Annotated in this window: 15 protein-coding genes; 8 read left to right on the top strand and 7 right to left on the bottom strand. The window is 47.8% G+C overall.

Annotated features, from left to right (window positions below; translation table 11 throughout):
• Positions 1–82: 82 nt before the first annotated feature.
• The 8 genes from rhaT (at position 83) to rhaM (ending at position 9,470) form a co-directional block, all read left to right on the top strand.
• Positions 83–1,135, top strand: a complete 1,053-nt coding sequence (gene rhaT, locus F3I09_RS18740; RefSeq protein WP_149696569.1) for an L-rhamnose/proton symporter RhaT — start codon at positions 83–85, stop codon at positions 1,133–1,135.
• Between the two features lie 65 nt (positions 1,136–1,200).
• Positions 1,201–3,324: a bifunctional aldolase/short-chain dehydrogenase gene (locus F3I09_RS18735; RefSeq protein ID WP_149696568.1), complete on the top strand. Its 2,124-nt coding sequence runs from the start codon at positions 1,201–1,203 to the stop codon at positions 3,322–3,324.
• A gap of 202 nt (positions 3,325–3,526) precedes the next feature.
• Entirely contained in the window at positions 3,527–4,801 is a 1,275-nt protein-coding gene (locus tag F3I09_RS18730; RefSeq protein WP_149696567.1) for a TIM barrel protein, read from the top strand.
• Positions 4,802–4,819: 18 nt separating this feature from the next.
• Positions 4,820–6,202 carry an FGGY-family carbohydrate kinase gene (locus F3I09_RS18725; RefSeq protein ID WP_149696566.1) on the top strand — a complete coding sequence of 461 codons (1,383 nt, stop codon included), beginning with the start codon at positions 4,820–4,822 and terminating at the stop codon, positions 6,200–6,202.
• A gap of 5 nt (positions 6,203–6,207) precedes the next feature.
• Positions 6,208–6,942 carry a (Fe-S)-binding protein gene (locus F3I09_RS18720; protein ID WP_149696565.1) on the top strand — a complete coding sequence of 245 codons (735 nt, stop codon included), beginning with the start codon at positions 6,208–6,210 and terminating at the stop codon, positions 6,940–6,942.
• Between the two features lie 77 nt (positions 6,943–7,019).
• The gene (locus F3I09_RS18715; RefSeq protein ID WP_149696564.1) at positions 7,020–8,396 is read left to right on the top strand and encodes a lactate utilization protein B; all 1,377 of its coding nucleotides are present in this window, start codon (positions 7,020–7,022) and stop codon (positions 8,394–8,396) included.
• A 143-nt stretch (positions 8,397–8,539) separates the two neighbouring features.
• Complete coding sequence (locus tag F3I09_RS18710; protein WP_149696563.1) at positions 8,540–9,133, top strand: LUD domain-containing protein; 594 nt, start codon at positions 8,540–8,542, stop codon at positions 9,131–9,133.
• A 25-nt stretch (positions 9,134–9,158) separates the two neighbouring features.
• Positions 9,159–9,470 (top strand): L-rhamnose mutarotase, encoded by a 312-nt coding sequence (rhaM, locus tag F3I09_RS18705; protein WP_149696562.1) that lies wholly within the window; start codon positions 9,159–9,161, stop codon positions 9,468–9,470.
• A gap of 3 nt (positions 9,471–9,473) precedes the next feature.
• On the opposite strand, the gene F3I09_RS18700 is transcribed toward rhaM, so the two are convergent.
• The 7 genes from F3I09_RS18700 to F3I09_RS18670 all read right to left on the bottom strand — a co-directional run bounded on the left by F3I09_RS18700 (position 9,474) and on the right by F3I09_RS18670 (position 25,242).
• Positions 9,474–12,119 (bottom strand): hypothetical protein, encoded by a 2,646-nt coding sequence (locus tag F3I09_RS18700; RefSeq protein WP_149696561.1) that lies wholly within the window; start codon positions 12,117–12,119, stop codon positions 9,474–9,476.
• A gap of 6 nt (positions 12,120–12,125) precedes the next feature.
• Complete coding sequence (locus F3I09_RS18695; protein ID WP_149696560.1) at positions 12,126–12,641, bottom strand: DUF4402 domain-containing protein; 516 nt, start codon at positions 12,639–12,641, stop codon at positions 12,126–12,128.
• A 7-nt stretch (positions 12,642–12,648) separates the two neighbouring features.
• Positions 12,649–20,604, bottom strand: coding sequence for a hypothetical protein (locus F3I09_RS18690; RefSeq protein WP_149696559.1), 7,956 nt, complete (start codon positions 20,602–20,604; stop codon positions 12,649–12,651).
• Positions 20,605–20,661: 57 nt separating this feature from the next.
• Complete coding sequence (locus F3I09_RS18685) at positions 20,662–21,489, bottom strand: molecular chaperone (protein ID WP_149696558.1); 828 nt, start codon at positions 21,487–21,489, stop codon at positions 20,662–20,664.
• Positions 21,490–21,574: 85 nt separating this feature from the next.
• A complete protein-coding gene (locus tag F3I09_RS18680; RefSeq protein ID WP_149696557.1) occupies positions 21,575–22,087 on the bottom strand; it encodes a DUF4402 domain-containing protein in 513 nt (170 codons plus the stop codon).
• A gap of 825 nt (positions 22,088–22,912) precedes the next feature.
• Positions 22,913–23,395 (bottom strand): dual specificity protein phosphatase, encoded by a 483-nt coding sequence (locus tag F3I09_RS18675; protein WP_149696556.1) that lies wholly within the window; start codon positions 23,393–23,395, stop codon positions 22,913–22,915.
• 734 nt (positions 23,396–24,129) lie between these two features.
• Positions 24,130–25,242, bottom strand: coding sequence for a nucleotidyltransferase family protein (locus tag F3I09_RS18670; protein WP_149696555.1), 1,113 nt, complete (start codon positions 25,240–25,242; stop codon positions 24,130–24,132).
• Position 25,243: the final 1 nt, after the last annotated feature.

Below are 25,243 nucleotides of genomic sequence, written 5' to 3'. Positions count from 1 at the left end.
AATAGGAATGTGTAGGACAGTTGCCCCGCTGCCTTTATTTAAATTTGAAAGATTCCACGATTTAACACACAATTCCACAATTATGCAAGCTATTTTAGGCATCTTTTTTCATTTCGTAGGAGGCTTTGCTTCCGGCAGTTTTTATATCCCTTTCAAAAAAGTAAAGAACTGGGCCTGGGAAAGTTATTGGATAGTGGGCGGCTTTTTTTCCTGGTTAATAGTACCATTCCTTGCAGCCTGGATCACGGTGCCTGATTTCCTGAGCATCATCAGTAAAACAGATAGCGCTACTATCTTCTGGACATATTTTATGGGTGTATTGTGGGGTATTGGCGGCCTTACGTTCGGGTTGGCCATGCGCTACCTGGGAATGTCGCTGGGGATGTCAGTAGCATTGGGATATACCTCCGCCTTCGGTTCTCTTATTCCTCCCATCTACAGGGATCTGTTCACTTCCGATACGACACATACATTTTCAGCCATGCTAAAGAGCCCCGGGGGATTATTAGTCCTTAGTGGCGTTGTAGTCTGTCTGTTGGGTATCGCGATTTGTGGGGCCGCGGGTGTGATGAAGGAACGTGAATTATCAGAAGATCAGAAGAAACAAAGTATACAGGAATTCGACCTGAAAAAAGGACTGATAGTAGCGACAGTCTCAGGTATCCTGAGTGCCTGCTTCAATTTTGGTATAGAGGCAGGAAAGCCTATGGCCGCTATTGCAGTGGAGCAGGGCAGTAATCCCTTGTTTCAGAACAATGTGATCTTCGTCGTATTACTCTGGGGTGGCCTTACCACCAACCTGCTCTGGTGTTTGTTGCTGAATATCCGGAACAAAACATTCGGTGATTATGTCAATAAAGAAACACCCCTGGCGGGCAATTACTTCTTTGCTGCTTTAGCTGGTACCACCTGGTTCTTCCAGTTCTTCTTCTATGGTATGGGCGAGAGTAAGCTGGGTAACGGGGCCAGTTCCTGGATATTGCATATGGCCTTTATTATCATGATTTCAAGTCTGTGGGGTATCACGTTGAGGGAATGGAAAGGAGTAAGTAGGCGAACATTCCTGACGATCATACTTGGTGTAGCAACGATTATGGCGTCTGTGCTATTGGTCGGCTACGGCAATTCTTTTTAGGATAGAATCGGTGCCTTGGTGATAGTGCCGTGCCTGTAACATTATAAAAATTTAAAAAAGAACATATGTCGGTTTCTTCCTTAACAAATTTCAAACATGTAAGTTATCTCTGGGACGAGCAGAAAGCCGCTGCATTGGCGGGCGACGAGGTAGCATTGCTGATCTACCGTTCTAACCTGCTGGGCGCCGATCTACGGCTCACTAATTATGGTGGTGGTAACACATCCTGTAAGGTGATGGCAAAAGATCCGCTGACGGGTAAACAAACGGAAGTAATGTGGGTAAAAGGTTCAGGTGGTGATCTGGGCACATTGAAACGTAGCGGTCTGGCGGCATTATATGTGGAGCGACTGCACAGCCTGGAGAATATCTACAAAGGTATTGAACAGGAAGATGAGATGGTGGAACTTTTCAATCACTGCATTTTTGACCTTAGTTCCAAAGCTCCTTCTATTGATACGCCACTGCATGGTTTCCTGCCATTCAAACATATAGACCATTTACATCCTGATGCGGCCATTGCTATTGCTGCTGCGAAGGATGGTGAGCGCATTACAAAAGAGCTCTTTGGTGGTACCATCGGCTGGGTACCTTGGCAGCGGCCGGGGTTTGATCTTGGTTTGCAACTAAGACAATGCCTGCGTGATAATCCGGGTATCAGAGGCATAATGCTTGGCTCTCATGGGTTGTTCACCTGGGGCGATACTGCTTATGAAAGCTATATGAATACGCTGGAAGTAATTGAGCGTTGTGCAGCTTACCTTGAAGAGCATTATGGAAAGAAAGGACCGGTTTTCGGTGGAGCACGCATCACTTCCGCGGCTCCCGAAGTACGCAGAAAGCAGGCGGCTGCACTGGCGCCGGTATTGCGTGGATTGTGTTCTGCACATACCCGCATGGTAGGGCATTTTACAGATGATCCGCGGGTGCTTGAGTTCATCAACTCCAAAGATCTTGACAGACTGGCGCCACTGGGAACCAGTTGTCCGGACCACTTCCTGCGCACGAAGATAAGTCCGCTGGTTTTGCCGCTCGATCCCCAGGCTGCACTGGATGATGCAGCTGCGGTAAAACAGCAATTGGAGCCTTTATTTGCGGCCTACAGGCAGATGTATACTGACTATTACAATAACTGCCGTCATCCGAACAGTCCTGCTTTACGTGATCCCAACCCGGTGGTGATATTGTATCCTGGTGTTGGTATGTTCACTTTCTCAAAGGATAAACAGACTGCCAGGGTAGCTGCAGAGTTCTATACCAATGCTATCAATGTGATGAAAGGCGCTGAGGCCATTTCTGAATATACCGCTTTGCCGCGTCAGGAGGCTTTTGATATAGAATACTGGCTGTTGGAAGAGGCAAAACTGCAACGTATGCCTAAGCCGAAGGCATTATCCGGCCGTATTGCACTGATCACGGGGAGCGCTGGAGGTATCGGAAAAGCGATCGCAAAGAAATTTGCTGATGAAGGCGCTTGTGTGGTCATCAATGATAATGATGCCAGCCGTCTGCAGTCAGCAAAGGAAGAATTCTCAAAACAGTATGGTCAGGACGTTTTCGCAACTGCTATCCTGGATGTTACAAAAAGTAGTGACATAAAAGAAGCATATGATGTGGCCAGCCTGGCTTTCGGAGGTGTGGATATGGTGATCAACTGCGCGGGTCTTTCTATTTCCAAGCCACTGGAGGCGCATACAGAAAAAGACTGGGACTTGTTGTATGATGTGTTGGTGAAAGGGCAGTTCCTGGTAACTCAGCAGGGTGTGGAAGTGATGCGCAAGCAGGACCTGGGAGGTGATGTGATCAATATCGTGAGCAAGAATGCCCTCATGAGTGGTCCGAACAATGCAGGTTATGGCTCTGCTAAGGCAGCACAATTACACCTGAGCCGTCTGAATGCGGCAGAACTGGGTAAAGACGGCATTCGTGTAAATGTCATAAACCCGGATGCTGTAATTGCTGACAGCAAAATATGGGAGGGCGACTGGGCTGCGGGCCGTGCTAAGGCTTATGGCGTTACAGTGGAAGAACTGCCTGCTTATTATGCAAAACGCACCTTACTGAACCAGGTGATCCTGCCGGAAGACATTGCTAATGCGTGTTTTGCGGTTACGGGAGGATTGCTGAGCAAGTCGACCGGTAACGTGATCAATGTTGATGGAGGTGTTGCTGCTGCCTTTGTGAGATAAGTACATCGGTTAAATGCCAACGGTCATTTGACCAACATAGATGAGTGTTGTCCTGACTTTTATAGATAAATTCTTTCATCAGTTAAATACCAGTTACATTGAGTCAACACATGCTCCTGGCCATGGCCAGGCCGGCATGTGTTGACAGTGTGCCGGTAACGAAAAACTTTTCCTAATTTACTAACGACCCAAATTTCCTGTTATGAATATTGAGAAATTCCAGATAGCTGAATTCAATGATTCCCATAGGCAGGCGCATGAGCGCAGCTTTGAATATATAGCAGGCACGATCCCGCATGTAGAAGATATTCTGCAGAAATTACAGGACTTCCAGGTAGCCATTCCCAGCTGGGCTTTAGGGACAGGTGGTACCCGTTTTGGCCGTTTTTCCGGGGGAGGGGAGCCTCGTAACCTGGAGGAAAAGATCACTGACATAGGCCTCCTGCATGCGCTGAACAGGAGCAGTGGCGCCATCTCCCTGCATATCCCCTGGGATATTCCTGAGAATACCGCTAACATAAAGGCGCTGGCGGCACAACATGATATCCGTTTTGATGCTGTGAATTCCAATACTTTCCAGGACCAACCCGATCAGGCGCTGAGCTACAAATTCGGTTCCCTGCATCATACTGATAAAGGCGTCCGGAAACTGGCCATAGAGCACAATATTGAGGTGATCAAATACGGCGTGGAGCTGGGTTCTGACGCACTTAGCCTCTGGCTGGCGGATGGCTCCTGCTTTCCGGGCCAGCTGAACTTCAGAGGCGCTTTCAAACGCACGCTGGATAGCTTGCAGGAAGTATATGCCGCCCTGCCTGATGCCTGGAAACTTTACATTGAGTACAAGGCGTATGAACCTAATTTCTATTCAACCACTATAGGCGACTGGGGACAGTCATTGCTTTTTGCCAATAAACTGGGGCCGAAGGCTTATACCCTGGTTGACCTGGGGCATCATCTGCCTAATGCCAACATCGAGCAGATCGTGGCATTGCTGTTAATGGAGGGTAAACTGGCGGGATTTCATTTCAATGATTCCAAATACGGGGATGATGATCTCACTGTAGGTAGTATCAATCCCTATCAGCTGTTTCTTATTTTTAATGAACTGGTGGAAGGCATGGATGCCCGTGGTATGAATCACGCTAATGATCTGGGGTGGATGATAGATGCTTCTCATAATGTAAAGGACCCGTTAGAAGACCTGTTGCAATCTGTGGAGGCAATTATGATTGCCTATGCACAGGCTTTGCTGGTAGATACCAAGGCGCTGCAGGCCGCTCAGCAGAACAATGATGCAGTGGCTGCTCAGGAGATACTGCAATATGCTTACCGCACAGATGTCCGTTCCCTGGTAGCCCAGGCACGCCTGCAGGCAGGAGGTGTTTTACAGCCCGTTGCCTTTTACAGGCAATTCAAAGTAAGAGAGCAGCTGATAAAGGAAAGAGGTCTGAAAACCGTAGCGACGGGATTATAATTTCTAATTTTTCACCGGATGCGCTGTATTGCAATACTCGACATTGGTAAGACAAACAAGAAGATATTCCTGATCGACGAGCATTACCGGATCGTATGGGAAAGAGGCGCCAGTTTCGACGAAACAGTTGACGAAGATGGGGACGCCTGTGAAAATATTGAACTGCTTACAAGCTGGGTGAAGAACAGTCTCCGTGAACTGTTGCAGCTACCTGGCTATACTGTTGCAGCATTTAACTTTAGTACCTATGGCGCCAGCCTTGTTTACCTGGATGAGCAGGGACAGGTGCTGGCGCCTTTGTATAATTATCTGAAACCTTATCCTGCCGGTATGGAGGAAGCCCTTCACAAGGCCTCCGGCGGATCTGAAAAATTATGTGAGGAGACTGCCTCTCCTGCATTGGGCAGCCTGAACGCAGGCCTGCAGTTCTACCGGTTAAAACAATTGCAGCCAGCTCTCTTCAACAGGGTGAAATATGCCCTGCATTTACCCCAGTATATCAGTTTCCTGGTGACGGGTCAGCTGCTATCTGATATTACCAGTATTGGTTGTCATACGATGTTGTGGGACTTTACCCGGCAAAACTACCACGACTGGGTATTGAGAGAAGGACTGGCGGAGAAATTGCCTCCTGTTTTCCCGGGTAATCACGTATTGCCTGCAACTATTGATGGCTATGCCTGTATTGCGGGTGTAGGACTGCATGACAGCTCCGCTGCATTGATCCCTTACCTGGCCAGTTTCTCGGAGCCTTTTGCGCTCATATCTACGGGTACCTGGTGTATTACCCTTAATCCGTTTAATAACAGCCCTTTAACGGCCAGGAAGCTGGCCTCTGACTGTCTTTGCTATCTGACCTATGAAAACCGTCCTGTGAAGGCCGCAAGGCTCTTTGCGGGCAATGAGCATGAGCAGCAGGTGAAAAGGCTGGCAGAATATTATCAGACACCGGTAAATTACTACCAGCAAGTAGCCTTTGACCCCGCTATATTTGCCAGGTTGCTCGCGGCATCTCCGCAACAGGAAGGACCGGTATCCGGGAAAAGTTTGTTGCAGGCGTCCCGTTTTGCAGAGAGGTCATTGAACGACTTTACCAGCTATGAAATTGCCTATCACCGTTTGCTGATGGACATTATGGAACAACAGCAGTTTTCTTCATCGCTGGTAATAGATGGTACACCGGTAAAACGTATTTTCGTGGATGGTGGATTCAGCAGGAATACCGTATATATGCACCTGCTGGCAGCAGCTTTCCCGCAGATGGAGGTTTATGCTGCGTCGGTAGCACAGGCTACGGCCATAGGAGCTGCCCTCGCTATTCATCGCCACTGGAATACACAGCCTTTACCGGCCGATCTCGTAGAGATGAGACATTATAGCCACGGCTCGATTTATATTTAAAAAAGATGAAAGTAGGACTCTTCATACCCTGTTACATAGATCAGTTTTATCCGCAGGTAGGCATAGCCACGTTATCACTACTGGAGAAACTGGGTTGTGATGTGGTATATCCACAGGGACAGACCTGTTGCGGCCAGCCCATGGCCAACTCCGGATTTGAACACCTGACCCATGGTTGCAATGAACTTTTTGTAGATCATTTTGCGGATCTGGACTATATCGTAGGGCCTTCAGGCAGTTGCGTGCTGCATATCAAGGACCATCTGCATGTAGACGGAAAAGAGCAGGCTGCCACCCACATCCGTCAGCATATATACGAGCTGGCGGAATTCCTGACAGATGTATTGAAAGTAGATAATCTGAAAGCGAGATTCCCGCATAAAGTAGGTATACACCAGAGCTGCCACGGTCAGCGTGGATTGGGTCTTGCCCAGATGAGTGAACTGGTAGCGGCTCCATTCTCCAAACCTCAGCAGCTGTTGCAGATGGTGGAAGGGCTCGAACTGGTGGAATTGAAACGGACAGATGAATGCTGTGGTTTTGGGGGAACTTTCTGTGTTTTTGAAGAAGCAGTTTCTGTGAAAATGGGTAAAGATCGTATTGCTGATCACGTCAATAACGGTGCTGAATATATTACCGGAAATGATGTCAGCTGCCTTATGCATCTGGAAGGTATTCTGCGTCGCCAGAAAAGTAATGTGAAGGTGCTGCATATTGCTGAGATATTGAATTCAATTTAAGGTACCAGGAACAGGGAGTTTACTTATGCAGCTGGAAGACGTTTTACGTCTCAATTCCGGCTTCCAATTTTTAAGGTATGGAACATCAACATAAAGAACATTCAGTTCTCGCGGAAGAATTTAACGCCGATGAGGCCCGAGTGAACTGGCATGACGAGACGCTCTGGTGGGTTCGTCAGAAGAGGGATAAAATGGCCTGGAGTATTCCGGAATGGGAAGATCTGAGAGAGGCCGCTTCACGTATCAAACATAACGTGCTGGGCAACCTGCATGACTACCTGCTGGAATTTGAAAGGAATGCACAGGCCAATGGCGCGGTTGTACACTGGGCAGCTGATGCGGCGGAGCATAATAAGATCGTGCTGCAGCTGTTGCAGGAGCAGGGGGTAAAACGGATGGTGAAGAGTAAATCCATGCTCACGGAAGAATGCCATTTGAATCCATACCTCGCTGAACATGGCATTGAAGTGATCGATACTGATCTGGGTGAGCGTATTGTGCAGCTGGCGAAAGAACCGCCAAGTCATATTGTATTGCCTTGTATCCATAAAAAGAAAGAGGAGATAGGCGACCTGTTTCATGAACACCTCGGTACGCCTGCAGGTAATGCAGATCCCAAGTTCCTGACTGCCGCTGCCCGTCAGCACCTGAGGGCTGAATTTATCCAGTCGCGGGTGGCCATTACGGGTGTGAACTTCGCTGTGGCAGAGACAGGGGAGATGGTGGTTTGTACAAATGAGGGGAACGCTGATATGGGCGCTCACCTGGCAGATGTACATATTGCCTGTATGGGTATTGAAAAGATCATTCCTCAAAGGAAACATCTGGGTGTTTTCCTGCGCTTACTGGCCAGAAGTGCTACCGGTCAGCCTATTACTACTTACAGCAGCCATTTCCGCGCTCCTAAAAAGGGACAACAGCTGCATATTGTACTGGTAGATAATGGCCGCAGCCGTCAGCTGGGGCGTGAAGACTTCCGTAATTCATTGAAATGTATCCGCTGCGGGGCTTGTATGAATACCTGTCCTGTATATCGCCGTAGTGGTGGACATAGTTATCATAATGCTATTGCCGGACCGATAGGCGCTATATTGGCTCCTAACCTGGATATGAAAGAATATGCGGACCTACCCTTTGCGTCTACCTTGTGTGGTTCCTGCTCCAATGTATGTCCGGTGAAGATCGATATCCATCAGCAGCTCTACAAATGGAGGCAGGTCATTACACAGGAGGGATATACAAAGAAGACAAAAGCCGCGGGCATGCATGCCATGAACATCGTATTGTCCAAACCCGGGTTATATAAAACCGCCGGAGGTGTTGGCCGTTGGGTGATGAGAACATTCCCTGCTGTTGTGAACAATGGTCTTAACCCGTGGTTCAAACAACGTGAAATGCCGGAAGCTCCGAAGGCGTCATTTGCCGATTGGTACAAGAAGAACAGGAAGCAATAGCAACAACTTTTGGTCAGCCCGCCGCGCTGGGCTGTGTGTTTGTAGCGCGGGATGGTAACGGTGTTTATAACAACAATTCTATCATATAAATATTTCCAGCAACATGCTCAACCATGTTGCTTCAACAATATCAAACAACGCATATGTCCCGCGAAAGCATTCTCGCCGCTATAAAAAACAATCAACCGGAACAGCAGGCATTACCTGACCTGAACGCATTCAGACGTACGGGTCCCGGTGATCCTGCAGCCTTTAGAAAAGTAGTAGAAACGCTCGGCGGACAGGTTTTCGGGATCAGTTCATATACAGAAATACAGCCACTCATGGCGGAACATCTTCCGGATGCGCGGAAGATCGTCGCTATACAGGAGCAGTATTGGCCTGGTGCATTAACTGAATGGGAAGCCGGCGATGGCCGCCAGTTTGAGGATGTTGACCTGGCTATTATCCCGGGACAATTTGGTGTGGCGGAGAACGGCGCTATATGGATCACTGATATTGAAATAAAGGAAAGAGTGCTGCCTTTCATTACCCAGCACCTTGCTATTGTTGTTTCCTCACAGGATATATTACCGACTATGCATGATGCGTATGAGGAGCGTATTGCCCGCCCGGAAGGCGGATTCGGTGTTTTTATTGCCGGCCCTTCCAAGACGGCGGATATTGAACAGTCGCTGGTACTGGGCGCTCATGGCGCTAAAAGCCTGACAGTCTTTCTCTATACACCTAAGTCTTAATCTATCTTAACCCACTATTCCCGTTATGAAGATCGCCTTTAAAATGCGCCTGAAACCGGGCTGTAAAGAAGAGTACCGTAAGCGCCATGATGAGATCTGGCCTGAGCTGAAACAGCTGTTGAAGGATAATGGTGTGAGCGACTATACCATCTTCCTGGATGAGGAGACAAATATCCTGTTTGCGGTTCAGCAACAGGACGGTGAACAGTCATCCCAGGATCTGGGAAAATTGCCGATTGTACAGCGCTGGTGGGCCTATATGGCTGATATCATGGATACGAATGAAGATCATTCTCCCATCACAATGCCGCTAACGAAGGTTTTCCATATGGATTGATAATTACTTCTTCTCCAGTATAAACTCGATATCATCGATCACATCACCTTCTCTCCGGCTGCTAATATGCAGGTTATAGGCCGGGCGCAGGGTTGTTAATTTTAGTTTCTTCAGCTGGGCCGGGTCGGGTTGGATGACATAGTCGCCCGGAGGCAGCCCCATATAATTGAAGTACCCGTCAGTTTCTGTGAGGAGGCATTTTACCAGGGTGCTGTCTGACTTGTAGATACAGATCTTGATACCGGTTTGTTCTTTCAGCAAAGAATCTTCTCTTAGGTACACGACGCCTGATACCTCACCCAGAACGCTAACAGGGACGTCAATTCTACGCAGCTGGTTAGGCTCAATGAGCACCCGGATGATGGGTTTCCTGATCCGCCAGGAAACGCTTTCAAAGCCCGTTGGCTCGAGTTCAAACAGATAGGGGGCATAGGGCTCCATGTCAAGGATGGCTATGCTTGTGTCCCGCAGGCTACGGATCAGTCTTCCGCCATTATATTTCAGTTGTAGTCCGTCTACCCGGGGCTCTCCCGCATCATAGCGTTCATTGTTGTTAGTATCGAGGAATGGTACAAATACAACGCCTCCGGAGCCAACGCTGCTGCGGCTGTTAACACCGGTATAACCTGCCTTTCCATCATAGATCACACTGCCGCGGGCGGATTCCACAAGCGTGGTGAGATTGTTATTCCTCCAAACGGAAAAGCCGATCTGCGCAAATGAAAAGTCATACCGCAATCCGATACCATAGTTTGTAATACCAGTCCGGTAATTCTTCTCATAAGAGACATTCAGATAACCATTTTTGAACAGATACTTACCTGCCTCACAACGCATCGCTATCAGGCGATTACTGTTGTAGTCATACTGGGCCTGCGGCGTCAGCATAATCTTGCCCGGTAGCGGAAATGTCAGCGCCAGATTACTGTATACGAAAGGTTTTTCATCCTTTATGAAAATTGCATAAGTAGAAAGGTTGGTGCCCACTTTATAGAGGGCGCCTGACAGCATCCATTCTGTGGTTGTATAGTAGGAACCAGGTAATATGATCTGGTCTACTGTAAGCCTTGTGAATAGCGAAAAATTCTTTCTGAAGAACGGTTTGGAGACAACAGCTTTACGTTCTTCCAACCAGTTATAGACAATGGCTTTCTGATCCCTGCTGTATTTCGTGTAATTGAGCTCTGCCTGAAAGTTTGTACGTGTCCGGTAACTAAGGATGCCTCTCGCCCTGACACCATGTGCATACTCTCCGGAGAATAATAAGTTTGCCGGAAGACGCATGGAAGCGTTTACAAACGGTAATGTATTGGCCCCCCGGATTGAAGAAAGATATTCCACACCTGCACCGACAGTAAGAATGCCCAAAACGCCATAGTTGACCTGGACCCTTCCCAGTTTACTATGTATAGTATCTTCCGCTACACCTGCGCTGGCAGTATATTCAAGCTCGCCCGTTGGCAGGAAGTTAAAAGGAATATTGATATTTTCTTCCTGGAAACGTTCCTCTCCCCAGGGGCCATAGAACCGGAGCCTTATCTGGGAATTGCCATACATCAACGGTACCTGGAAAGTATAAAAGCCGGCAGCATCTGCTACTGTATAGTCCACCAGGGCATTGTTGATATAGAGTTCCACCGTCCAGCCGGGATCAGTGAAATTACTCAGGGTATAAGAGCCATAGGCACGGCGATGTGTAGTAGGTGTATTGCTTACCTGTACGCCTACTATTGGAGCGAACAGGGACGCAATAGTAGGGGTAAATATTTTTCCTGCAATGATCTGTCGTAACCAGGGCCTGTCATTGTTTACGAATCGTAAACGGTAATATTGCTGCCGTTGATCGAATGGCCGGACAACATTACTATCCGGATGAGTAGTTGACTGCTGCTTTGCGAAGTTATTATAGTTCAATGATACCGTGGCCTCTCCGCCGGCCAGCGTTCCGCCCATGGTGAGGTTGAACCAGGAGTCGCTGACATTCTGCAGGCGTTGGTTAGATACCACTGACCAATTGGCCATCCCGAATTTGAACAACTGTTTGCTCCTGCCGATGGTAGTATCTGCTTCGATATTTCCTTTTAGTTTATTTAGGTTCCGATAAATGACCTGTTGCCGCATTTCCCTGATGGCAGGCAGCTCTGCTTTGGATATTACGTTCACTGAAAGGCTACGGAAATTGAACTTGCAGCTCAGATCAAATACTTTATTGAAATAGTCTGTACGCAGGTATAATCCTGTTTCCATCTTCACAAGATCTTCCGGCCCGAGGTTAAATACTTTGTCCCGGAAACGTATCCTGTTATTCTTTTTGTCGATCAGGAAGGTGGCATCCTGGCTGATATAGAAGCCTGAAAGGGTATCCATGCTTTCAGACAGGTTGTTGCGGATCTTCAGGAAATTAAATACATCTGTGATGGACAGATAGGCTATTTCATCCTTCACCACCGCAGGTATCTCCGTACCGCCTACACCCTGTAGTATGACAAGGATAGAGGTCTCATCAAATTTCGGCTCTTCATCATTATCACCATCTTTGTCCCCGTCTTTTGCAAAAACAGGACTGACGCAGCAGGCCAGCAGTAAAATACAGACTGCTTTGCAGCAATACCGGAGGAAAGGAGTGATATGTATGATACAGCCTGTCATCAATTGTTATTCCTGTATAAATGTGACTGAGAATAAACCACTGTAGCTCCCGGAGGGATTCGCCAATGGCGGTCCTACGGTGAGTGTACCCCCGATGCGCACCAGCGTACGGGCGGGAGAGGTGGCGGTTGCAACGAAGGGGCTTCCTGTGCTTGATGAACCTATGTGCAGTGATATGGTTCCGCCGTTACTACCCGTCAGTGTTACGTCCGGCCCGTTCAGGATTTGAATCAGGGTACCCGGATTTGCATCTACTTCGAAAATAGCCGGAGAGAAAGGAAAGCCAAGGTTTGCCTGTACAACACTGCCTGTCACAGAGCGGGAGCCATCGGAAAAAACTGTTACCGTACCACCCGTTGCTCCCTGGAAAAAGGCGCCAAAGATGAGTCCCTGTGCGGGATTCACATATACTGATATAGGCCGGGGCGGCGGCTCCTGAGCTTTCACTGATGTCGTGACATGGAGCAGCAAGGCCAGCAGGCCCATATAAAGGAAGTAATATTTTGAGAGAGCTGATCGCATGTAATGATCATTGATTGCTTATAAACACTTTCTTCGATATCAGGTCTTTATCTGACTGGAATGTGACGAGATACACGCCACCACTGTAGTTTGATCCCAGCAGGTAGCGTCCATTGCCTTTGAAATCTTTCCGGAAGATGACCTGCCCTGCCATATTGCTGACGGCGATAGTACATTTTTCACCGGGTACCTTATCAAACTGCCCATAGAGATTATTACCTGTATAGAATGCATGATAGAAAGCTGTGTTGCCTGGAACAACATCCTTATCAGCTTTGAATACCAGGAAGAATCGCTTATCATAAGCGCCTTTCCGCAACATCAGGCGGTAAGGTGTTGTCTTATGCAGATCGTGGGTGATATCGGCTTCCTTATCATACAGATAAAAATGCCATCCTGCCGGGATGCGCTCCATTACCGGCATGGTGAAGCTGATATATCCATCCCGTTCTGTGGTCAGTCCCAGGGGGATGGTTTCAGTACTGTCTATATTATCCGGCCAGGCGGCTATAGAGAGTCGCTGACTGCCTGCCAGCACATACAGGTTCGGGACAGTCAGATCTGTATTCATGAGTTTGAGGGCATCCGTTTCTGTCTCAAAATCCCTGGAGCTATTACTGCCAAAGTAGAGAACCGCCATATCTGAACTGTATCCATCATCTGTAAATCCGGCGCTGAGGCGCAATAAAGGTTCCGTCAGCGGCCTTTCCCTGTGGAAGTTGGGCGTCAGGTTATTTACCCTCGCGGTATTGTTGGCCGTGAGGGAACCTGATACCGGGAAGCTGCCATTGGTAACATGCACAAAGAAGCCCTGCATTGCCGGTATGATGTTGCTGGCAACGCCATCGCTGGATACACCGTTGATGTAGGAACTGTAAGTGCCGGTATATTGATTGGTACTGCCAGCATTGAAGTAATAGACAGCATTATCGACGTTATTACGTGTCCATCCACCGCTGGCATCCCAGTCTACCGGAGACGGATAAGGATTGCCCACCAGGTTGAAGCCAAGCGTATATGTGCGATTGTTATTTGTCAGGGTAGGAGAGACGATAGTCCCGTTATTTACAACTCCTGTCATGTCTATTGTTACAGGAGATGTAGCGGTACCAAGATTACCCGCATATCCAACCATGGGTGTGAGCACGCCTGAAGTAGCGGTATATGATGTCCATCCTGAAGACGTACGGTTCTCCACATAATAGTAGAAGGTAGGGAAGGTAGCGCTGAGATTGATGTCATCGGAGAATTCGTTCACGGTTGCTGCCTGGAACGGTGAGCTGAAATAGACATAACCAAAACTTGTAGACCGGTAACGCTGTATCGTCACATTGCCGGTTACTGTACCGCTGCCGCTACCATCGATTAAGGCCGTGCGTGTTGCTGTAGAAAGCAGGGTCAGATTATTGCCTGCCGCAAAGGTTCCCGTTGTAGCTTTCAGTACGCCGGACACATTTAATGTACCTGACAGTGTAACGCCGCTGGTATTATTGGTAGTAAGATTAAGTATGGTATTGCTGGCAAATGTACCTGCAGGTATAGTTTGCGCGGCACCGCCGGCCAATTCTACGGTGCCGTTAGTGGCGGTAAATGTACCGCTGTTGCTGATAGTACCGTAGATCTGCAGGGTTGCAGCGCTTACTGTAACAGATGCGCCTGTTTGTATGGTGATATTGGAGGTAGTAGCAGTGCCGGAACCAATAGATGGGTAATTGCCAAGGCCTGTTGGTATGGTAACATTCATCGTGTTGGTGGGCACAGTGTTGGTAGACCAGTTGCCAGTTGCAAACCAGTTAGTGCTCACAGCGCCTGTCCAGGTGTTGTTGGAGACCAGTTCACCCGCTATTAAAGCAACGTTCATGTTCGTCAGGCCTGTGGTTTGTATGGAAGTGGCCAGCGGATTGGCGGTAGTGGGCGTTGTCCAGGTACTGCCATCATAACTACCGACCTTGAAATTGGCGGTAGTAGATCCTGCATCTACATCAGCTGCATTCCAGTTGAGGGTAACGGATGAAGTAGTAAATACGGTACCGGTATTGGTAAATGACCAGTAGCGATTCACACTTTTGGCAGAGCTTATGGCTGAACTACTGATATTCGGATGATCTGCTGCGGTGACGCTGGTCAGCAGATTACCACCAGTGGTGACACCAGGCATGGTGACGGTAGCTGGTGTATAATACTGATCGTCGCCTACCTCGTAGGTTCTCGTTACGTTACTGCCGGTAGCCACTGCTTTCTGCAGTCTTCCGGATACCCATCCCGTACTCTGGGATGCGCCGGTAAGAGAGCCTGTAGATGGTAGAATAACGGCGAAAGCTGTACCAGTGTGAATTTTATTCAGCACGAAATTCAGCACGGCACTCACGGTGATATCCGTGCCCAGAGAAACGATGCCGGCGGTTTTATTCACGGTCAGATTATTAAAGGCTCCGGTCGAAGAGATGGTTTGTGTGCCGGTACCATTGAAGTAAACGGTAGCGCCGGTATTCGTATACGTGCCACTGGACATGGTCCAGTTTCCGCCAATCGTGTCGGTGAAACTGCCTTGTACATAGGTGCCATTGGTCAATGTAAAGTCGTTCAATATTTTCACTACGGCGGAAGCTGTTTTACTGCCTGAGGCGGATATGACAAGGTTGCCGTATGATGTAGCGGAGGAGACAGCCTGTGTACCACCCGCGTATTCAACAGTACTTAAAGTATCGAATGCGTAAGTAGTGAATGTAGGTAGTGTCTGAGTGCCCTTTAGAACGAGTTTTGCATTATCCTCAATGGTTAATGAACTGGCTCCGGAAGGAGTAATAGCAAAACCTGCCGCATCAAATATACCGGTGGTAATGGTAATATCATCCACCGCAGTGATCGCCTTGGCAAGAGAAGTGGTAACGCCTGCATCTTTCTGGTTGGTTACCTGGGAAAGTGCGAATGATGACGCTGAACTTGTAATGAGTGAAGGCAGGCTGCCTGTCATGATCAGCGTACCGATGGTCCCGTCATAGGTGCCGTTGTTGGTGAAGTTATGACTGACACGATAATCTGATAATGAAGCGACTGTTCCGGTAATAGTGAGGTCATAGAAAGTTGTATTCGGGGTACCTGTGAGCGTTCCATCAGCTGTTGTCATAGTGAACGTTGATGTTCCTCCATTTAATGTACCATTACTTTCGACGTTCTTCGCTGCTGTGTAGGTAAAACTGCCTGCATTGAATATTGCACTGTTTGATATGGCAAAATCACCGTTCACTGTCCAGTTAGAAGATGGTGTTACACCGACAGTATTGCTGATAATGACATTGTTCAGTGCAGTTGGGGTACCTGTTACTGTAATGGCGCCACTGCCGCCGAAGGTAACAGTACCTGTACTTGTAAAACCCGTTCCGGTGAGCTGGATGGTCTGTGCTGTTGTTGGCGTGAAGTTCATGCTGCCGCTGCTGGTCACGGTACCATTATTGGTAAATGATCCGAATATATTGTGGGTAGAGACGCCACCATTGAAAGTGGCGCCGCTACTGATGTTGAATGCGATGATGACCCTCCATCCCACACTGGCGCTGACGCCTCCGGTATTGTTGATGTTCAGTGTAGCATAAGTTGGGGTACTGGTTGAATTCAATATAGGCGGGATGGTGCCGTTGAAATTAATAACACCGCTTGAATTTGAAACAACAGCATTTATGAAACGTATAGTCTGCACTGAAGTGCCCGTAAAGGTGGTTACTCCATTACTGATTAAAGAGCCGTTATTAGTAAGATCGCCGTTCACTGTGGCATTACCACTGCCACCATCGTAAGAGCCACCGGTGGCAACAGTAAGCAGGCCATTGTAGGTAACATCGCTGCCACTTACAGCATAGCTGCCATATACAGTGAGCCTGTTGAATGTGGTTGTACCGCTGATAGTTTTACTGGTTCCATTCAGTGTTACAGTGCCGCTGGTAGGAGTGAAAGTGCCACTGTTGCTCCAGTTGCCGTAAAGGTTAATGGTATAGGAAGCACCATCGAATGTAGCGCCACTGCCTATGGTGAGGTCGCCATTTACGGTACAGGTGGCGGCCAGTGTCTTGGTACTGCCATTACTGCAGCTGAGGTGGCCATAAGGGATACCAGCTACTGTCTGGGCTACAGTGCCATTGTAATTGACGGTACTGGTACTGCTGACAGTATATGTAGTAAATCCGGAAGGAAAATTATTTGCTCCGCCAACGAGTAAAGCAGCACTACCTGAGAGTGTAAAGGTACCACCTCCTGATGATCTGCTGGCGCTGAATGTGGAAAGATCGACAGTTCCACTGCTGATTGTAAGATTACTGTTGATGGGGCAGTTGCCGCTAAGTGTGGCAGTACCGGCTGTTTTGGAAATAGTCAGGTTATTGAAGGTGGTAGCTGAAATAGTCTGGGCGCCAGAGCCATTGAGCACGACTGTTCCGCCGGACGCATTGAATGTACCGCTGTTGCTCCAGTTACCGCCTGCCGTCAACGTAACAGCATCGCTGTTTAATATAGTACCAGAGGATATATTGACATTTCCGGTTACGGTCATAGCAGCATTTAGTGAAAAGGATCCTGCTGCAATACTCAGATTGCCGGCTACAGTACCTGTGTTACTCATTGATGCGGCTCCGGCTGACTTATTTATCTGGAGATGATTATAGGTCAATCCTGCTACTGTTTGTGTACCGGTACCGTTGTATGTGACGGTGCTGCTGCCGGCTGTAAAGGTTCCACTGGTGTAAGAAAAGTTGCTGCCTATATTGAGTGTGCCTGCCCCGGTGAAGGTTAGGTTGGCGCCTCCTGATTCTGTCAGTGAGCCTCCTACAGTTATGGTGCTTGCAACTGCATTCAGATTAATGACATGACCACTAGTCCCATCACTCAGTACAAGGTCGCCATTTACTGTCAGTGTCTGGCTACCTGTATTGATGGTATGGGTTGCATTGGCAGACCAGTCACCGCTAATATTACCTTGTGTAGTGAGGCTGCCGCCTGTTGTAAGCGTCAGGGTGGCTGCCTGTGTGCTGCCGAATCGTATGGCCTTCACAGATGCGGTATTATTGATGGTAGGTTGATTAGTAAATGCGGCAGTGCCGATCTCCACGATGTCATTGACGCCAGGAGGAAGGGAAGGAGTACCCTGGACAGATGTCCAGTTGGCGGCAGTAGACCAGTCGCTGCTGGCAGACCCGTTCCAGCGTACAACGTTGGCATTGTCTGAGATCGTCCATCGTCCATTGACAGCAACCTGTCCACCCAGTTCTACATAATTTGAAGTGGTGCTGTTAGTTGTTTTTCCTACAGCTCCCCAACTGCTGCCGCTATTGAGCCATAGCCCCATGGTGGATTCATTGTTACCATTCAGTTCTGCATCCTCATAATGTAATCGTATGGTGATAAGTCCTAAAGACGATACGCCACTGACGGTATACCCCCGGTTGATAGCACCACCCTGGGGGAAATCGCTGACAGGTGCCACAACAGCGGAAATAGTGATAGAACTGGTAAGTGGTACCGCCACCGAAAAAAGTATTGAAGTGTTAGGACTTTCAAATGCATAGGTAACACCCAGGCTGAAAGTGTGTGATCTGCGAACGTTACCCAATATGGTACCATTCCCGCTCCTGTCCACAGTCATAGTCAGTGTGTTGCTACCGGTATTCATGGTGCCACTGGTCATGTTAATGGTGCCCACCTGAACGTCATTATTGATGTCGACGTGTGTCGTCATTACGCTCTTATTCAGGGTAAGATTATTGAAGGTAGTAGCACCTGTTATGCTGGATGCATTGGTTCCGGTAAATGATACGGTACTGCTACCGGCGGTGAAAGTGCCGTTGTTGACAAAATCTTGCTGTACCGTGTGGGTGGAGGAACCCGCGGCAAATGTAGTACCACTGGAAATGGTGAAATAGTTGGTAGTAATGGCGCCTGCGGCCGTTTTGGTGCCTCCACCCGATAATAGTAGTCTATCGTAGGTCAGTGCATTGATGGTCTGCGCACCTGTACCGTTGAAGTTGACCGTATTGGGAGGCGTGGAAGTCACATTCAATGTACCGGCGGTAACGGTAAATGTACCGGCTATACCCAGTACCGAGTTAGCCGACAGTTGCAAGGATGTTCCATTCAGTGTGACATTGAACAGGTTCGCCGTTCCGTTTAATGTACTGGTACCTGTAAAGGTAACAGTACCGGCGGTAGCGGTAAGGGAACCACTGACGTCAAGCGACGTATTGATAGCAGAGAAGGACACTGCTGTGGTTACCGTGCCGGCAATGATCAGTGTACCGAAACTGATCGTTCCGGCGCCGGAAATGGTCTTGGAGGTTCCCTGCATGGTAACAGTACCTCCGAGACCATTAAAGGTGCCGCTAGCAGCAAAATTGCCCGTTACTATGATACTGGTACTGACGCTGACACTGCCGGAAATGGTGAGATTATCAAAAATGAAGTTTGTTCCGGTAATAGTCTTGGATGTTCCTGTCATTGTAAGCGTACCGCCAGTCAGGTGGGTAAATGTTCCCGGACCGGAAGTGGAAAGGTTGCCTGACACTGTAAGGGCACTGGTAGCGGCAGCCGTGATATTGGTAACAAGAAATCCAATATTATTGAAATTGTGTGTACCCGTACCACTGATAGATGAACCGGGACCTCCAAAATTGACCGTGCTGGTGGCGCCGGTGAAGGTGCCATTGTTCACCCAGTTACCATCTACCTCATGCGTAAAACTGCCGCCATTAAATGTAGTGGAGGCGCCGATATTAACACCACCACTGATCAGTATATTGGAAGCTGCTGTATAACTCACACTGGTAGCTGCCCCCACTGTACTTGTGAGGGTACCCGCCACTGTAAACGCAGTACCAGGCATGGTCTTCACCACGGCCCCACTGGATCCGGACAGGGTAAGATTACCATATGTCTCTGCTAACACTGTCTGGGCAGCACCATTGTATTCCACGATGCTTGTCAGAGAAAGTGAATGTGTGGCATAGTTGGCAGGGAATGTATTCGTTCCTCCTATCCTGAGGGTAGCCCCATTAGCTACTGTAAATGTTCCACCGGCCACCGTCGTACCACGATTGGCCGTAAAAGTGGACAGGTCCAGCGTACCTGCAGCTACGTTAATCCTTCCTGCTGCACTGGTACTGGAGTTGAGTGCATTGAGGTTACCTCCCAGCGTTTTCACCAATGCCCCGCTGATCCTGAGGGTGGAATAAGTGAGGTCATTACGGACGGTCTGATTGATGAGCGTCGCGCTGTAATCAACTGTACTGCCCGCGGTGAATGTGAAGGCACCTGATATGGTATAGTTACCAGCAAAAGTGCTGGCATTTACGCGCAGTGTACCGGTAGCGCTGACAGTGGTTGTACCGGCCCCTGATACTATCGGGGTAGTGCTTTCTGATGGTATAAAAGTGCCTGTTACCGTAAAAATACCCGCTACGGAAAAGTTAACGTTCTGGGTCACTGTGGAGCCGGCTGCGATGGTGAGCCGCCTGAAAGCAGTGGTAGCACTGCCCCCGATTGTTTGCGTGGTGCCCCCCATGATGACTTTTGAGTTATTGTTGGTAGTGGTATAAGTGCCATTATTGGTCCAGTTGCCTTTTACAGTGAGGGTAACGCCTTTATGCGAAATCGTACACCCGGAGTTGATGGTCAGGTTACCGTCTACCGTCAGGCCTTTGGAAAGAGTTAATACCGGGTTTTGGGCGCTCGTTACAAGTGTCAATGAATTACAGCTGGCACTGGCGCTGATGGTCGGCTGAAAGGAGCCTGTGAACGAGGCGTCTCCGATCACAGCATCAACAGTAGCAGTAGGTATACCGGCCGTCCAGTTAGCCGCATTGTCCCATGCTATGCTGACAGTACCTTTCCAACTTGTCTGTGCCCAGAGGACAACAGGCAGGCATGACAATAAGATAAGAAGCGCAAAACAAACACGTATAAATTGTTTATTGGTATTCATGTGTTTGAATATTATCTGACGGCATGCATCTCATGCCGTATAAACACCCGCGACTGATCAATGTAGTTGTAACTCAGCCTGCGCCAGCGGATCGGTCACAGTCCCTTTTGACTGTGCGGTATAAGTGATCCTTAGTTTGCCATGGTGGTAATTAATGCCTGGTTTCTTTTCGAGTTCCATGTTGAATTGCCTATACGGATTCGGGGTATAAACGGCGAGCCCTTTTACAGTACCTACGGTGGTTATTTTGCCTTTCTCAGATACGTGGTCGATGTTGATATCGCCGTATGTTGACTGATTGCCGGTACGGCGTAATATCATGCTCAGACGGGGTGGGACATTTTCCTTTGTATCGAGTGTAACATCCGTCAGGCTTACTTTTAATGCCGGTGGGCCAATCCTGATGATGACAGGGATGCTTATTCCAAAAACGGGAGTCAGGATTACCGAAATGGTGGTAGAATCCCTGCTTTTGGGAGGGTCTCCCTGTGCCTTGATATCAGGTACTGCTCTGAAATAAATATGCGAGCGGTATTCTCCTTCCTGCAACTGTCCTGTTTTCGTAAGCTGCACTTTTACCAGCTGCGCTTCGCCGGGGGCAAGTGTAACGCTTCTGGGAAAGAAACGCAGATATTTGCTTGCAAAAAATTGTCCCGAATCCGGTTCACTAATCCTTTCGAAAGTGCCATTGCTGTTCATGCGGATTTCAATAAGAGAGATCAGATACCGGGCCGTATCATGGCCCGTATTGGCAAGATTAAGTTCCTGTACTTTCTTTTGTCCCTCGAAAACAACCCTCATAGGGGTGATCAGGAGATTGCCCTGTGCGGATGAAAGGAGGGGAGATAAAATAGTAATAAATATCAGATAATGGATATGGCGCATAAACAAGCTTAATGATTGGGCCCAACAAGCCCCAGCCCGGCTATGTATTGAATACCGGGAGGGCCTTTGGGAAAATGGGCGTACGTTAGTTGTAGTTGACCGTTACATTAAACGGTGTGGCTGATACGTACGTTCCTGCCGGTTGTGCGGCGGTTACATTCAGCGTAGCACCAACGTTCAATGTTTCAGAACCGCCTGTCAATGTACCTGCGCCATTTGGGTCGCTGGTGAAGGTATTAACAGTCATGGTGTTGGATCCACTGGTGATCGTTACTGAGCTCGGCAGCGTAATGGCATACGTATAACCGGAAGTTCCGTTTACCGTAAAGGACGCGGCGGTCACGGTTCCCGTTGCAGTAGTAGGCAAAGTCACTCCACCAGTAGCTGAACGGTTGCCGGCTGGTGTCAGCACTACCGTTCCTCCGGCAGAAGATCGTACGGCCACATTCCCAAAGTTCATGTCAACATCTTTGGTAATGCTAATGGGGGTTACAATAGTGGCTGTTGCCGTAGCAGTTGCCGTTTCCTGCGCACTCGCAGCAGTTGCAAAGCAAGCCAGTGTAAGTGAGGCAAGGAATAAGAGTGGTGTTTTTTTCATGTTATTTTTTTTAAGATTGTCAGGGTAAAAAGCCTTACAGAGCGGGGAATGCCGTCTGGAGCAGGTCCGGTCGATCCATGTACCTATGCTTCCTGGGTACAGGCTACTTATTGCATTCTTATTGGGAAGGAGGTTGTCCTTCGTAGGATATGTTCTTATGCACGCTATTATAGCTTATTAATCTCAGTGTACATCCATTTGATCCTTTTAGTGAGCCATTCTTTCATATACTGCACTTCCGAATCATAGGAGCCGGGTGTCGCTGCATTGGGCTATATGTAGTAGTAACAAATTCCACTTATTAAAGTTTTCCCATTGTGAATATCGGATAAGGATATTCTCTTTTTTACAAGCTGAGCATCCTGCCAATAGCAGTAGCAATACAGCACACGTATTTTTTATCATAAGTGGTAGTTGTTATCCGGAGGGTGCCGGATAATAAGATTAAATGTTCATGTGTAGGGAAAAAACGTGATGATCAGTTCTCCATAATGGCCATGGTATTGGTATGCCGGTGATCTGTAATAGTACTTCGATATTTGTTGTGATTCCTTTCCTGTGATAAGGAAAATGCATAACTCTCACCGCATGAAAAGTTCATTCATGGATATGGAAACAGTAATTAACTGAAAAATCACTTGAACAATAAGACTCAGCTTTTATTACATAGAAACAGTTTGGTTATTGAGCGATAAAGGTGTATTCCGATCTTACGATTGACTATGATAGCAAATTCAAAAAAAGAAATAATATGGTTAATTGGGGATCGTTAATAGCTATTGACAACGAAGGTAATATTTTTTGACATTCTGAAGAAAAATAGAATCAGAAAGTAAGTAGTTTCTCCCAATTTCTATTCAGGTAGGTGGCAATGCCATTTCCGGGGTTATAGGGCGCATAGATCGTCTTAAAATCGTTTCTGGCTATGCTATAGGACATATTCCCGATGAAGCCTCTACGTGCCATATATAGCAAGGCAATCGAAGGCGATCGCGACATTCCCAGATTACAATGGACGAGTACGGGTCTCTCAGTTATATTCCTTTCAATAAAGGCCATGGCCTGCTGCATAATGGGATCGGTAAAATGGGCGGCAAATTCATCTTCCATATCTACCATATTCAGATATAGGTGATTGTTGTCCTGATGCACCAGGTAATGGGGATGGGTAGACGGCAGATTTCCTTTATAACCGACTGCCCTCCTGTGACAAGGATCCTTACAGGCATGTACGACGGCCACATCCGGAGTATTCAATTCACAATCAGCAGTATTACCAACAAAGAGATTAGGATGAATCTGTATCATGTTTTTTTGCAAATTAACAGTCCTGAGAATAACCGGCTGACGTCAGGTCGAATTCAGGCTACCTGCCATATCTGCCATCATTGCTTACACTTACCATACATGAGTGTATACTATACCGTAACAGATCTGTTTGAGTAATTCCGCTTAGTGGTACAGGGGGAAATACCTGCCTCAGTAACGAAATACAATGTTTATTCAGACGCGCCGATGGCGCGGATTTTCCAAAGGATGCCGGACAACACAACGAGTGTGGTAAGAATATTTACCGGCCCGTATCTTTCTGATCACATCACAAAGCTAAACAGAAACTCAACGAAAACCTATACGGGGAATACGCATTTTGGGCTTCTTATAATGCTGTTCAATAAATTGATTTAAAATGAATTAAGTTTATGATCTGATATTAAGGACCGGATAAAGACAGTCTGACTTTTTCTTGGCAATTCTTCGGTTATTCTCCGTACAAGCTTCGCTTTAACCTCGTTTCTGCTATGTCTAACTTACGTTCATCTTACGTTCATGAACCTAGGATGAACGTAAGTTGGACATAGGAGAAACATTGTTAAGACCTTGTCTAAGCGTTATCAAGACGAGACTTAACCGGGAATTTGTCCTGGCACCATACCTGTATCATCTCCTCAGCGAGTGTGAACTATAGGAAGGCAACAAGAAAATCATGCAAATCAGGTATAATAGCAAGTCCGGTACAACCTTGCGTACCCGTTACGCGGGGTTTACCTTGATCTCCTGAAGAGACCAAGGGTGAGCCGGAAAGGCTTGGTGAAGTAATAGAGAAAGAAGTAGGGTAACCTGATTCTCATTACATCTTCCCCGTTGGGCCTGAGCAGGAATCGCAGATATTGTATGAAAATAGCATATTTGGCTTTCAGGCTGCTAACGAAAGTAAGCCTGATAAACGCCAGTTGCAGGAACTTGTTTTCCGCCGGGGGAGGTTCTTCCAGTAACCGCTTCATCAGCAGTTGATAAGTCTTCCCGGGTACAGAGCGGGGTGCGGCTGCCGGAATGCCCAGCAGGTCAGCGGCTAATTGCATCCACAGGTCTTCAAATCCCTGTAGCTCCGGTGGCGTTTTATAGGGGCCCCGGCGGTACAATAATGCCATATCCAGTAAAGAACGCAGATGTGGATAGAAATCACTTGCCCCATTGTTTACGAGCATCAGCCGGTAATAATCTTCCTGCGTAAATGGGATACCTGATAGATAGTCATTTCCCAGCAGCTCGTTAAACTGGTACTGAACGGATGTGAGCGTTTCCGGAGGCCGGTAATGAAACTCAAAGCTTAACCATTTGCCACGCGCACAAGGTTTGCCGAAGACCACCTCTTTGATGTGGTATTTGAAATGATCAGGATAACTGCTGAAATATTTTTCCTGGTGCATCTCATATCCTTCAGCCTGCATAACAGACACGACTGTCGAGACCTGTTCTTCCGGAATGATAATATCCATGTCAGTAAATTCCCGCATGCCGATATCGCCGTATACCAGCTGGGCAAAGTCCATTCCTTTGTAGAACCGTGCTGTTATACCATGCTGTCGCAGGCGGGAGACAATGTATTCTGTTACCCTCTTTCTGTCAAAAGCAAATACGGAAAATTCATGGCAATAAGCTCTGAACAGCTGTAAAGCTTCCGGTGGTACAATACCCTTCAACCTGTTTAATACGTGAAAGGTCACCGGTCTTATCCGGTGACGCGCACTTAACTTGTATACCCTTTGCCAGTTGATGGAATGGCTGGATATAAAAGTGCATAGCGTGGAGATAGAGCTGGTTTGCAGGTATGCCCGGCAACATAATAACAGAATAGTAACCTCGGGTTGGCGCATA

Origin of the sequence: Chitinophaga sp. CF418 (assembly GCF_900142925.1) — a bacterium.
Classification (GTDB): Bacteria; Bacteroidota; Bacteroidia; order Chitinophagales; family Chitinophagaceae; genus Chitinophaga.
The sequence above is the reverse complement of the archived record's forward strand: the minus strand, read 5'-3'. Positions and strand labels throughout refer to the sequence as shown.

What these genes read in the sequence shown, in the direction of transcription:
- F3I09_RS18720 (WP_149696565.1), top strand. Translation starts at nt 6,208, where the DNA reads ATGAAAGTAGGACTCTTCATACCCTGTTACATAGATCAGTTTTATCCG.
- F3I09_RS18685 (WP_149696558.1), bottom strand. Translation starts at nt 21,489, where the DNA reads ATGCGCCATATCCATTATCTGATATTTATTACTATTTTATCTCCCCTC.
- F3I09_RS18710 (WP_149696563.1), top strand. Translation starts at nt 8,540, where the DNA reads ATGTCCCGCGAAAGCATTCTCGCCGCTATAAAAAACAATCAACCGGAA.
- F3I09_RS18675 (WP_149696556.1), bottom strand. Translation starts at nt 23,395, where the DNA reads ATGATACAGATTCATCCTAATCTCTTTGTTGGTAATACTGCTGATTGT.
- rhaM (WP_149696562.1), top strand. Translation starts at nt 9,159, where the DNA reads ATGAAGATCGCCTTTAAAATGCGCCTGAAACCGGGCTGTAAAGAAGAG.
- F3I09_RS18700 (WP_149696561.1), bottom strand. Translation starts at nt 12,119, where the DNA reads ATGACAGGCTGTATCATACATATCACTCCTTTCCTCCGGTATTGCTGC.
- F3I09_RS18680 (WP_149696557.1), bottom strand. Translation starts at nt 22,087, where the DNA reads ATGAAAAAAACACCACTCTTATTCCTTGCCTCACTTACACTGGCTTGC.
- F3I09_RS18690 (WP_149696559.1), bottom strand. Translation starts at nt 20,604, where the DNA reads ATGAATACCAATAAACAATTTATACGTGTTTGTTTTGCGCTTCTTATC.
- F3I09_RS18725 (WP_149696566.1), top strand. Translation starts at nt 4,820, where the DNA reads ATGCGCTGTATTGCAATACTCGACATTGGTAAGACAAACAAGAAGATA.
- F3I09_RS18670 (WP_149696555.1), bottom strand. Translation starts at nt 25,242, where the DNA reads ATGCGCCAACCCGAGGTTACTATTCTGTTATTATGTTGCCGGGCATAC.
- F3I09_RS18715 (WP_149696564.1), top strand. Translation starts at nt 7,020, where the DNA reads ATGGAACATCAACATAAAGAACATTCAGTTCTCGCGGAAGAATTTAAC.
- F3I09_RS18735 (WP_149696568.1), top strand. Translation starts at nt 1,201, where the DNA reads ATGTCGGTTTCTTCCTTAACAAATTTCAAACATGTAAGTTATCTCTGG.
- rhaT (WP_149696569.1), top strand. Translation starts at nt 83, where the DNA reads ATGCAAGCTATTTTAGGCATCTTTTTTCATTTCGTAGGAGGCTTTGCT.
- F3I09_RS18695 (WP_149696560.1), bottom strand. Translation starts at nt 12,641, where the DNA reads ATGCGATCAGCTCTCTCAAAATATTACTTCCTTTATATGGGCCTGCTG.
- F3I09_RS18730 (WP_149696567.1), top strand. Translation starts at nt 3,527, where the DNA reads ATGAATATTGAGAAATTCCAGATAGCTGAATTCAATGATTCCCATAGG.